The following is an 11,322-nucleotide window of genomic DNA, read 5'->3' on the forward strand; positions in this document are numbered from 1 at the left end:
TTTTGTTCGCACGTTGAATTATCCAGCGTTTAGCTGCAGAACTAAGCAATTCATTGCAATGGATCACTTTGGTAGCGTTACGACGAAGTAATGTTAAATTTGTGTGAATTTATTAGGCCTTTCCACGGTCTTGTCTTTATACAGAGAAAAAGATCAACGAGGAGAAATTGTTTGGGGCTTCACATTCGAACTGTTTGGACTATTCAGCGCCATCCATTAGGACTGTTTGTCAGTATCATTTTGTTGATCCTGCTCTCTTTGTTAGGTCTGCATAGACTCAACCTCGATGTTAACTTTAGTGATTACTTCTCACCAACCGATCCTCGGTTTGTAGCGTTTAACCAGATGAACGATAGTTTCGAACGCCACGACCAATTATGGCTACTACTTGAAAGTAAGCAAGATTGGCGAGAAGGGGAGCTTACTGAACCTCTTCTCACCTTTATAGAACAGTTAAAAGGCAATCCAAATGTATTAAGTGTTCAGGGCTACAATCAGTTTCTTCAAGGTGATGCTAGCGCGGATAAGATACTTAATTATAAAAAACATCCACGCCTAACATCAGTTTTATCGGAAAATGGCCAAGCCATACTATTGCAGCTAAAACTAAACGAGGCACAGTCTAGATCCTTTGCTACGCGCAGTGTGTGGTTGATGAGCACACTTGATGAAATCGATGCTGCAACAAGTGCTTTCTGGCTGCCAATGAATGTAAATAGTTATCTCAACGGCACGCATGCCTTAAATTGGCAATATGCCAAAGTGCTACGTCATGACTTACTTTGGTTTGCACCCTCGTTATTGGGTATTATCTTTTTGATGGCAGCGCTTTTTATCAGGCAAAAAGTGTGGATTACTGCGTTATGTCTTAATAGCGTTATAACCCTTATTTTGACTTTAGGCATCGCGGCTTGGTTAAAGCTAACGTTGGCAGCAATTAGTGCTTTTGTCCCTGTGATTATTGTGACACTGGCTTTGGCGTATGCATCTCACCTCTATTTTGCTTGGCGGCGTGCAATCAACTTAGGTAAGTCAAATACTCAAGCACTTGAGCACAGCGTTAGCGTCAATCAAGCGCCACTATTTTACTCTACCTTGACTACCATATTGGGTTTCTGCTTATTAATGTTTAGCCCATCGCCACCCATACAGAGCTTTGGTTTATTGGTAGCATTTGCGGTTCTGTGTAATTACCTATTAAGCCTAACCACATTAATCTACTTTGCTGGTTTTTCTAAGCCCACTAAACAGACTGAAATGAACTTTGGTTCAGTACTATCACTCGCCAAATATAATGTAAAAAGACCCAATGCTGTAATACTTGGGATTGTATTGCTTAGTGTTCTCTCACTGATAAGCGTATCCAAGCTAACCCTCAATGATGACCCCTTAGGTTACTTCGAATCGAATAACTCCTTCACAGTATCTAGTCAAAAAATGCGACAGTACTTTGCGGGGATCAACTTACAACACTATGTTGTTAGTAGTAAAGCAGGTGCTCAACTTGATAAAGTTGAATTGGCTTTTATTTATAAATTTGCTCGTTATCTAAAAGCACAACCTGAGGTTAATAAGGTTCAGCATCTGGGTGATTGGATCAAAAGTACCGGTATGGGGCAGAACCAGTTTAAGCGTTTATTAACTGAAAAGTCAGTCGTGCAATTACGCTTACAAAGCGAACTAAATAAGCGCAAGAATGCCAGTTTAGTGACCTTGTATTTAGTGCCAATGACAGCGATGGAGTTGGTGGTATTTGAAACTAAAGTGAATACTTGGTTAGCAAGCAATGCTCAAAATATTGATGTCAGCCCGTCTCTTGGCAGTAATTTATTGTTTGCCCATCTCAGTATCGACAATGCTAATAATATGCTGATTTCATTCGGTGTGGCGTTACTTGCGCTAGCGGCGCTGCTCAGTATATTGAAACGCTCGTTAGTCTTTGGCTTGATGGGACTATTACTTAATTTTTTACCCTTACTGTGGGTGTTTGCTCTATGGCAACTCAATGGTGGTTTTATCAGCCTCGGTACCGCGGTTGTATTGGGGATGATGCTGGGCGTTATTGTCGACGATACTTTGCATTTGATGCTTAGATTGCCCAGTAAAGATTGCGGTGACAGTGACACTACTGTGATGTGGGATGCATTAAGCAAAGTCTTACCCGTGATCACCTTTACCACGCTTGCCATCGCCTTGGGGTTTTCTATCGGGTTAATGTCTGATTTTGCGCCTATCTCACAACTGAGTTTGCTCTCTTGTTTGGTGGTGCTATTTGCTTGGGGCTTTGATGTTTTGATGTTACCTGTGCTTTACCAGCGCTGGATATTAAGGAGAAAGCATGCAGACTAAGGTACATACTCGCTGTTTTCCGCTTAAGCCTGTCACAGGGGCTAATACAGCTTTGACTGCAAATAGTCAGCGGATCATGTGTTGGCTCGGAGATACTCAACACAAGCCAGTGCAATTTAGCGATACTCAAACAGATGCTATGAGTCGCCTATTACCCTTATTACTGTGCGGTGAGCAGTCGGCACAGTTAGTTTTTAACAGTGAGATCCAGCGTTTAGCCGCAGAGCAGCAGCATTCTTTAGTGGCCTGCTTACAAGATGTCGAAGCCGACGAGCATCGTCATGATATTGCACTGCAACAGGTAGCGCATTCATTGAGTGAATTGCCCGAGTTCACTCAAGTTCAAAGAAAAGCAAAACGCTTTTATGCGCATCTGGGGCGGGTGAGTACTTACAGTGAACATTTTGTCCGAATTGCCATATTAGATACCTGTGTCACCCATATTATGCAAGCGTTTGAACATTGCCATTTAGGCGAGGAACATCGCTTTTCTCAATTGTGTGGCCTCATTAAGAAAGATGAAGCAAAGCATGTCTACGTTAGCCGCAAACACGCGATAGCACTTGGAGCAACGTTGAATCAATTTTCCCATCAGCATGAGTACGTCGTGGGTGACTTGATGACGTTACTGCAGACTCAAGGCGATGCATTTGAGTCAATGGGGGTCTGTTTGGATAGACTTAATCAAAAACTGGAGGCTAAATGGCGGTAAAATTTGCAAAGCATTCGCTGTGTTTAAAAGGGATCGCTCACGCTTTGCCTCATACCAACATTAGTAATGAACTGCTGCTTGAAAAGCTCAAGTATCAATGTGGCTTACTAACTGCGAGAAAAGCCAAAGCAATTGCTCGCAGAATTGGCATACAGGGGCGACATTTAACCCGCAATCTTGATACCGCGACCAGCACACCGTCACCGACGAGTATCGAGTTGAGTGTACAAGCGTTAAAGGGGGCACTTGCCGCGGCAAACGTTGAAATGGAACAGCTCGACTATCTGCTTTCCCATACATGCACACCCCATACTCAGGTGCCTCCAAATGCTGCGTGGATAGCAGACAAACAGGCATACCATGGTCCTTATTTAGAATTACGCCAAGCCTGCACCGGTTTTGCCAATGGTCTGCAGATCGCGTCTGCCTTTTGTGCTGTTAATCAGCAACCAGTGGCGATAGTGGGCTGTGAGACGGGGTCGGTCTTCTTTGATATGGATAATCGATTTATCGATACAGAGCAGTTAGTCAATTATGTGCAAATGGGAGATGGTGCTGCAGCGGTAGTGTTGGCCCCTATTGAGCAAGCAAACGGTGCCTCTGGGATTATTTCTGATATCTATTTAGGTCATATCGGCGTTGGTAAAGACGCTGGCTTTTATCTTGATGGTGGTTCTAATGATGTTGCTAATAAGCAAATGGCGAGGTTTCACCATAATACTGCGGCTGTTAGGAAGCAGGGCAGCCAATTATTTGAACTTGGATTAGCGGCTCTGCAGTCTCATGGACACCATCTTGATGACTTTCGTTTTATTTTACCTCACCAAGCGAACGGTCATATTGATACTCTCTTAGCTGAAGCGCTGAGCATTGAACCTAGTCGTGTTATTAACGATGCTAAATGGCTGGGTAATTTAGGCTCAGCGGCAATATGGGTCAGCCTCTCTAGACTGATCAATTCTGGCGTATTAGAAACGGGTGACAAAGTGATGATATTAGGCGCAGAGGCAACTAAATACTTATATGGTGGATTTGTTTACCAACATTCGTAAATCTATTAAAAAAAATAAAGGCCTCATTTGAGGCCTTTATTTTTTATAACCAGTCATAAAACACGGTTATTAATTACTGTTTCGCGAGTAACTTATTGCTTGGAAAGTTAGCTTTCATGACCATAAGTGCATGCTCTTTAAGCTTATCTTGTCCTAACTCACCATATGCTTTAGACATGATCTCTAAAGCTCTTTCGGTGGACGGTGTACCAGGATAACCTTCCATTACTAGCTGGGCACGAATAGCGGCTGCACTCCATGCATTCATTTTTATGTAGTATTCAGCTACCTTGATCGAGTAAAGTGCTAGTCTATTTTTTAAGTGTTGCATGCGTTTTTGCGCATCTGCTGCATACTTGCTGTTTGGATAAGACTTAACCAGTCTGTCAAAATCCTTAAATGCATCTTGTGCTGCTTTAGGATCACGATCAGATCTATCGATATTTAACATGTCGTGGAAAAGGTAGCGATCAGACTGCATATTGACAAGACCGCGCATATAATAAACGTAATCAATATCTTTATGTGTTGGATTTAATCTAATAAAACGGTCGATGTTAGCAATGCCTGAAGCTGGGTCATCAAGCTTGTAGTAAGCAAATATTAAATCGAGTTGGACTTGTGTTTTATGAGGTCCAAACGGGAAACGGGAATCTAAAGCTTCTAAAGAACGAACTGCTTTGCTGTAGTTTCCCAGCTCCATAGAGGTTCTTGCTTGAGAATAAAGCACTTCAGGTGAACTTTTGATCATTGCAGGATCTTCGCCCTGTTTACTACTACAGGCCGTAGCAGCAAGCGAAATTAGCACTACAGCAACACTTTTGGCAAATTTATGCATACTTGAATTCGATTCTTTTAAAGTTATAGTTATGAATTTTTCCATTTCACGATAAAATAGAAACAATCCGATTGTAACAGATAGTAAACATTTTTGGACCCCGAAACGTGGGTACGGTTCATATGACTCAAGAGATTAAACTAAAAAGCGAGATAACATCAACACAATCAGGCCAAAGATTGGACCAGACTCTGGCTGATTTGTTCCCTGATTACTCGCGAACACGCATTAAAGAGTGGATTCTGTCCGGTGCAGTATACATCGATGGCACAGTTGCTGATAAACCCAGAGTGAAAGTTCTGGAAGGTCAGGACGTCGTCGTAGATGCAACACTGGAAGAGGAAACATCCGCAAAAGCCGAAGCGATAGATCTTGATATTATTTATGAAGATGATCATATTTTGGTTATCAATAAGCAAGCAGGTCTAGTAGTACATCCTGGTGCTGGTAATCAAGACGGTACGCTAATGAATGCATTACTGCATCATTGCCCTGGTATCGAGTTGGTACCGCGAGCAGGTATTGTGCATCGTTTGGATAAAGACACTTCCGGTTTAATGGTTGTGGCTAAAACAGTTGAAGCACAAACCCATTTGGTTACGGCACTGCAAGCTCGTGAGATCACTCGTGAATACGAAGCGATTGTTCTCGGTGGGATTATTGCGGGCGGTACAGTCGATGAACCTATCGATCGTCACCCAAGCAAACGTACACATATGGCTGTAGTGCACAATGGCAAGCCGGCGATGACACATTATCGCGTGGCTGAAAAGTTCAGACTGCATACGCGTTTACGCCTTCGCCTAGAATCTGGTCGTACACACCAAATTCGTGTGCATATGGCTTATATCGGCCATGTATTGGTCGGTGATCCTGTTTATGCAGGTCGACCGCGTCCTCCAAAAGGGGCTGCGCCAGACTTTTTTGAAACCTATATGGCTTTCAGACGACAAGCATTGCATGCGATTCGACTTGAACTAGCACATCCTTTCACTTGTGAAGTGATGAGCTGGCGAGCGCCTGTTCCTGCTGATATGGTGAAGCTGACTAAAGCTCTTCGTCAAGATACGATTGATAATCCACCTGTTATTTAATGACAGATGTTTTCGATGAGAAACAAGCTTGGTTTATTCCTCCGGGGGTGAACTTAGCTTTTTCGACTCGACAAGGTGGCATAAGCTTACCCCCTTTTGATAGCCTCAACCTCGGTGCCCATGTCGGTGATAATATCACTTGCGTCAACGGTAACCGGCAAATCATTTTGCAACGCCTAAACCTTCCTGTAGCCCCTGCTTGGCTTGAGCAAACTCACAGTATTAACCTTGTTGATGCCGATAACAGCAAAGTCCATCAGGCAGATGGGAGCTACTGTAATAACAGCAACCAAGTGTGTGTGGTGATGACTGCTGATTGTCTTCCTATTTTACTGTGTGATAAAAACGGAACCGAGGTCGCAGCGGTTCATGCTGGTTGGCGCGGGTTGTGTGACGGTATTATTGAAGCGGCAATAAACAAATTTTCGCATTCTCCACAAGAGATCGTTGCTTACTTAGGACCTGCAATTGGGCCTAGAGCTTTTGAAGTTGGCTCTGAAGTAAAACAACAATTCGAAGTAAAGCATCCAGAGGCTCGGCACTGTTTTGTCCCTGCAAGTGAACATCTTAGCCATAAATACCTCGCTGATCTTCAGGGATTGGCAAAACTCAGATTAGCCAAAGCGGGTGTGAAAACCCTTTTTGCTGACACGCGTTGTACGGTAACGGATCATGAATCATTTTTTTCTTATCGCCGCGACGGTATCACTGGCAGAATGGCATCATTTATTTGGCTCGATGCTTAAAAAATAACTTGAATTTGCTCGGTTAGCCCCCATATTTTAGTTATCAGATGCTTTACTGTCTTGTAGAGCAAACCTATTCTTGTTTGTATCAAAGCGTGAATGGATTAAGTACTCCAATTAGGAGTTTCCAACTCGGTGCGCCATGCATGTCCCAGCTACAAATCTAACTGAGTTATCGGAGGAATGATGCGACTCGACCGTATGACAAATAAATTCCAAATTGCTATCTCGGATGCTCAATCATTGGCATTGGGCCGAGACCACCAATTTATAGAGCCAGCCCACTTGATGATGGCATTGCTGAATCAAGACGGCGGTTCCATTCACCCATTATTGACCCAAGCGGGCATTAAGGTGAGTACTTTGCGCTCGTTACTGAGCCAAGAGTTAGAACAACGACCACAAGTAGAAGGCACGGGCGGAGATGTTCAGTTATCTCAAGCGCTGATCCGTGTGCTGAATTTGTGCGATAAATTAGCGCAAAAGCGCAAAGACAAATTTATCTCAAGTGAGCTATTTGTATTAGCTGCACTCGAAGGGAGTGATGCCCTAGCACAGGCGTTAAAGAAGTCTGGTGCAACAAAAGCGTTAATGGAGTCGACCATAGAACAGATGCGTAATGGCCAAAAGGTTGATGATCCTAATGCTGAGGATCAACGTCAAGCGCTGAAAAAGTTCACCGTTGATCTCACTGAGCGAGCAGAGCAGGGCAAGTTAGACCCCGTAATTGGTCGTGATGACGAAATTCGTCGTACGATCCAAGTATTGCAACGTCGTAGTAAAAATAATCCTGTATTGATCGGTGATCCCGGGGTTGGTAAGACGGCCATTGTTGAAGGGTTAGCACAGCGGATCATTAACAATGAAGTACCTGAAGGCATTAAAAATAAGCGGGTACTATCTTTGGATATGGGCGCATTGATTGCTGGTGCGAAATATCGTGGTGAATTTGAAGAACGTCTAAAAGCGGTTCTTAATGAGCTTTCTCAAGAAGAGGGCCAAGTTATCCTCTTTATTGATGAACTGCACACTATGGTCGGTGCTGGTAAAGGCGATGGCGCAATGGATGCGGGAAATATGCTTAAACCAGCATTGGCACGTGGCGATCTACATTGTGTCGGTGCGACAACATTAGATGAGTACAGAAAATATATTGAAAAGGATGCTGCGTTAGAGCGTCGTTTTCAAAAAGTGCTGGTGGATGAGCCTAACGTTGAAGATACCATTGCTATTTTACGTGGTCTCAAAGAGCGTTATGAGCTGCATCATCATGTTGAAATTACTGACCCTGCAATTGTTGCGGCTGCGACCATGTCTAATCGCTATATTTCAGACAGAAAGCTACCTGACAAAGCGATCGACCTGATTGATGAAGCTGCATCGAGCATCAGAATCCAGATAGATTCGAAGCCCGAATCTCTCGATCGACTCGAACGTCGTGCTATTCAGTTAAAACTTGAAGAGCAAGCGGTAAGGAAAGAGGAAGATGAAGCGAGTTTACGACGTTTAGAGGTACTTCGCACTGAGCTAAAAGAGGTTGAGGCAAAAGCGGCTGAGCTAAATGAGATTTGGCACACCGAAAAAGCCGCGCTTGCTGGGACCCAGCATATCAAGGCTGATTTAGAGCAGGCTAGAATGGATTTAGAGGTCGCGAGACGTGCCGGTGATTTAACGCGGATGTCAGAGTTACAGTATGGCCGTATCCCGGCGCTTGAAAAACAGCTCGACTTGGCAGCCCAAGCTGAAATGCAAGATATGACCTTACTGCGTAATAAAGTGACAGACGTTGAGATCGCTGAAGTGTTATCTAAAGCGACCGGGATCCCAGTGTCAAAGATGCTTGAAGGCGAGCGGGAAAAGTTATTGCAGATGGAAGATGCGTTACATGAACGCGTCATCGGTCAGAACGAAGCGGTTGATTCTGTATCTAATGCGATTCGTCGCAGTAGAGCAGGCCTTTCCGATCCGAGTCGTCCTATCGGTTCTTTTCTATTTTTAGGTCCGACGGGAGTGGGGAAAACAGAGCTTTGTAAGTCACTGGCCAAGTTTCTATTTGATACTGAATCTGCACTAGTACGAATTGATATGTCTGAGTTTATGGAGAAGCACTCTGTATCGCGTTTGGTCGGAGCGCCTCCTGGATATGTAGGTTATGAAGAGGGCGGCTATTTAACTGAAGCGGTAAGACGTAAACCTTATTCTGTTATTTTGCTTGATGAGGTCGAAAAGGCACATCCTGATGTGTTTAATATCTTATTACAGGTATTAGATGATGGTCGTTTAACTGATGGCCAAGGTCGAACTGTCGATTTTCGTAATACGGTAGTGATCATGACGTCAAATCTCGGTTCTGATGTTATTCAAGCAGGCTTTGGTGCACAAAGCTACGAAGAGATGAAGTCCAATGTGATGCAGGTCGTGACGCAGCACTTTAGACCGGAGTTTTTAAACCGTATTGACGAATCCGTGGTTTTCCATCCGCTGGATAAAGCTAATATTGCCCATATTGCTGCGATTCAAATAGAGGCGCTACAGCTTAGGTTGGCTGAAAAAGACTACGAGCTTGAGATCAGTGCTGAAGCATTAGCCGTTATTGCGGATGCGGGATACGATCCTATTTATGGGGCGAGACCGCTAAAACGAGCTCTACAGCAAGAGGTTGAAAATCCACTAGCTCAAAAGATCTTAAGCGGACAACTTCAACCTGGAACGCCGATACAAGTCTCGGTTCTCGCGGGACAACTCAACTTTACGCAGTAACACCGTCGTTTAGTCGGTAACTCGGTTCGTTTTATAGTGGCATCAACGAAAGTTGATGTCACTTTTTGATGTATCACTAGCAATTTATATTCTATTGCTAGTACAGCTTTACTTCCCTTGTAGTGTCAAGCCTACCGAATAGAACGACTTCTGCATCATATTGACGATATGTTTGTATTATCCAATTATTCAACAATACTTAATGTTATTAAAATAATATAGATAGCGGTCAGTAGCAGTGTTCAAGTACCACGGCTATTGGGGGCATTTAACTTAATTACAGGGAGGCAATAGTATGAAACGTCATTTAACAATTATCGTTTTAGCGTCAATGACAATCGTAGGTTGTGCAGACTCAAACCGTGACAAAGAGCAAACATCGGCGCCCTATATTGGTGAGGGTAATCAAGAATATGAAAGCTTGTATCATTATGGATATTATCGTGGTTGTAAAAATGCTTATGTAATGAAGAAACAACAAGCAGAGCTTTATGACTCAGTAGCGAAGGATACAGCCCTTGATGGGCTTGATAAATTTGATGATGGTTGGAAAGCGGGTCTTAAAGCATGTGAAGATGGTGTGACGCGTTCAATGTATAACCTTACGGCTAGCAAGTAGCTCGTGGGCTTGAAACAGACTCAAACGGAGTCTGTTTCTATATTTGCTCGTTCAATGTTCGTTAGTTCTCGCAAAATAAAGAGACACGCTCTTTTTGTTCGGTAATAGCAGCTTGTCGCTGCTCTTCTGTCATTGCTACGGTTTTGCCTGTATCTGCACTCTTTCTATTAAGTTTTGAATGACTGCTTAATACATTCAGGCTGTGCTTAGCACTTTCGCAAATTGTTTTAGCTTGTGCTTTATCTGATTTCTTTATTGCGAGTGCCGACTTCTCTAACTCCGTAGGGACTTTTACTAATGGGGCCGAGACTGTTGGCGCTACACTGCCTATTTTAGCCGGCTGAATGTCTTCGCTATAGATTTTTTTAGCTTCTTTTTGCGCGGGAGGTTCCTGACTAAAGTGAGTTACGCCTTGTTCATCAACCCATGTATAAATTTCGCTAGCATATGAATGAGTGCTAAATAGACTCGCGAACAGTAAAACGCCACAAAGCTTTATCCAAAGCGATTGAGCTAATACACCTTGACTATGTCCGCTTCTAGTAAGGTCATTTGTTGGTTCTAATATCATTTATTACCTTCCATAGCTTTATCTATGATTAGTTTCGAAGATGCAACTAACATCACTCATGCTAGCGTGATAACGAGATTAATAGCAACTGAGAAAGTTTTACCTCTATATAGGTGAAACAAAACGCTCTTACTCTATTTGCCCATTAAAATACGCTATGAAGACGTAAAACAATCAGAATAATAAGGCTGAGTATTAGAACAAATGGCAATCAGCGGCCTGTCTTGCATGATATATATTCATTGTGAGTGGTTTATGCGCAGGCAGCGCGTTTAATTACTTTTTATTCAGAAAGCCTCTTGTGCTCCATCAGTATTCCCCTATAATACGCATCCACTGACACGGCACAGCAGGCCAACTACTTAGGTAGTACGGGACTTGCAGCAGTGTTAGAGAGTTAAAACTCTTCGGAGATTTGATTCAGGTGACAAGCGCTTTAAGGGCTTCGGGTTTGATAGTTTTTCACATTAGTGATTAAGAAAGCATCACTCGAAAAACTTCTTAACATAAGCCCTTGACGCTGACACTGGAGAGTGTAGAATACGCCTCCTCAAGCCAACGACCTAGCGTCTTCGGCGACA

General features: G+C 43.3%; 9 protein-coding genes. 7 read left to right on the forward strand and 2 right to left on the reverse strand.

The window, feature by feature from the left end; all coding sequences use genetic code 11:
- The first annotated feature begins 171 nt into the window (after positions 1-171).
- From CXF82_RS15955 to CXF82_RS15965, 3 genes are read left to right on the forward strand one after another with little or no spacing between them, the layout of a single operon-like run.
- Positions 172-2,349, forward strand: coding sequence for an efflux RND transporter permease subunit (locus CXF82_RS15955; protein ID WP_257982804.1), 2,178 nt, complete (start codon positions 172-174; stop codon positions 2,347-2,349).
- A complete protein-coding gene (locus CXF82_RS15960) occupies positions 2,339-3,061 on the forward strand; it encodes a hypothetical protein (protein ID WP_102044542.1) in 723 nt (240 codons plus the stop codon). The genes CXF82_RS15955 and CXF82_RS15960 overlap by 11 nt, the downstream gene beginning before the upstream one ends.
- Entirely contained in the window at positions 3,052-4,113 is a 1,062-nt protein-coding gene (locus CXF82_RS15965; RefSeq protein ID WP_102044543.1) for a 3-oxoacyl-ACP synthase III family protein, read from the forward strand. Before CXF82_RS15960 ends, CXF82_RS15965 begins: the two co-directional genes overlap by 10 nt.
- Positions 4,114-4,186: 73 nt before the next feature.
- Here CXF82_RS15965 and CXF82_RS15970 read toward each other — a convergent pair whose 3' ends face one another.
- Positions 4,187-4,951 (reverse strand): outer membrane protein assembly factor BamD, encoded by a 765-nt coding sequence (locus CXF82_RS15970; RefSeq protein ID WP_101091457.1) that lies wholly within the window; start codon positions 4,949-4,951, stop codon positions 4,187-4,189.
- 122 nt (positions 4,952-5,073) lie between these two features.
- Here CXF82_RS15970 and rluD point away from each other — a divergent pair, with 122 nt between their 5' ends.
- The 4 genes from rluD to CXF82_RS15990 all read left to right on the forward strand — a co-directional run bounded on the left by rluD (position 5,074) and on the right by CXF82_RS15990 (position 10,170).
- Positions 5,074-6,045 carry a 23S rRNA pseudouridine(1911/1915/1917) synthase RluD gene (gene rluD, locus CXF82_RS15975; RefSeq protein ID WP_101091479.1) on the forward strand — a complete coding sequence of 324 codons (972 nt, stop codon included), beginning with the start codon at positions 5,074-5,076 and terminating at the stop codon, positions 6,043-6,045.
- On the forward strand, positions 6,045-6,791 hold the full coding sequence (gene pgeF / locus CXF82_RS15980; protein WP_101091458.1) for a peptidoglycan editing factor PgeF: 747 nt from the start codon (positions 6,045-6,047) through the stop codon (positions 6,789-6,791). Before rluD ends, pgeF begins: the two co-directional genes overlap by 1 nt.
- A gap of 186 nt (positions 6,792-6,977) precedes the next feature.
- Positions 6,978-9,551 (forward strand): ATP-dependent chaperone ClpB, encoded by a 2,574-nt coding sequence (clpB, locus tag CXF82_RS15985; protein WP_102044544.1) that lies wholly within the window; start codon positions 6,978-6,980, stop codon positions 9,549-9,551.
- A gap of 295 nt (positions 9,552-9,846) precedes the next feature.
- The gene (locus tag CXF82_RS15990) at positions 9,847-10,170 is read left to right on the forward strand and encodes a hypothetical protein (protein ID WP_102044545.1); all 324 of its coding nucleotides are present in this window, start codon (positions 9,847-9,849) and stop codon (positions 10,168-10,170) included.
- A gap of 61 nt (positions 10,171-10,231) precedes the next feature.
- Here CXF82_RS15990 and CXF82_RS15995 read toward each other — a convergent pair whose 3' ends face one another.
- Positions 10,232-10,741 (reverse strand): DUF4124 domain-containing protein, encoded by a 510-nt coding sequence (locus tag CXF82_RS15995; RefSeq protein ID WP_102044546.1) that lies wholly within the window; start codon positions 10,739-10,741, stop codon positions 10,232-10,234.
- Between the last annotated feature and the right edge of the window lie 581 nt (positions 10,742-11,322).

This window comes from Shewanella sp. GutDb-MelDb (genome assembly GCF_002836075.1).
In the GTDB taxonomy this organism is placed as follows: domain Bacteria; phylum Pseudomonadota; class Gammaproteobacteria; order Enterobacterales; family Shewanellaceae; genus Shewanella.

Coding starts and splice junctions, on each gene's coding strand:
- CXF82_RS15995 (WP_102044546.1), bottom strand. CDS start 10,741: ATGATATTAGAACCAACAAATGACCTTACTAGAAGCGGACATAGTCAA.
- clpB (WP_102044544.1), top strand. CDS start 6,978: ATGCGACTCGACCGTATGACAAATAAATTCCAAATTGCTATCTCGGAT.
- CXF82_RS15970 (WP_101091457.1), bottom strand. CDS start 4,951: ATGCATAAATTTGCCAAAAGTGTTGCTGTAGTGCTAATTTCGCTTGCT.
- CXF82_RS15960 (WP_102044542.1), top strand. CDS start 2,339: ATGCAGACTAAGGTACATACTCGCTGTTTTCCGCTTAAGCCTGTCACA.
- rluD (WP_101091479.1), top strand. CDS start 5,074: ATGACTCAAGAGATTAAACTAAAAAGCGAGATAACATCAACACAATCA.
- pgeF (WP_101091458.1), top strand. CDS start 6,045: ATGACAGATGTTTTCGATGAGAAACAAGCTTGGTTTATTCCTCCGGGG.
- CXF82_RS15965 (WP_102044543.1), top strand. CDS start 3,052: ATGGCGGTAAAATTTGCAAAGCATTCGCTGTGTTTAAAAGGGATCGCT.
- CXF82_RS15990 (WP_102044545.1), top strand. CDS start 9,847: ATGAAACGTCATTTAACAATTATCGTTTTAGCGTCAATGACAATCGTA.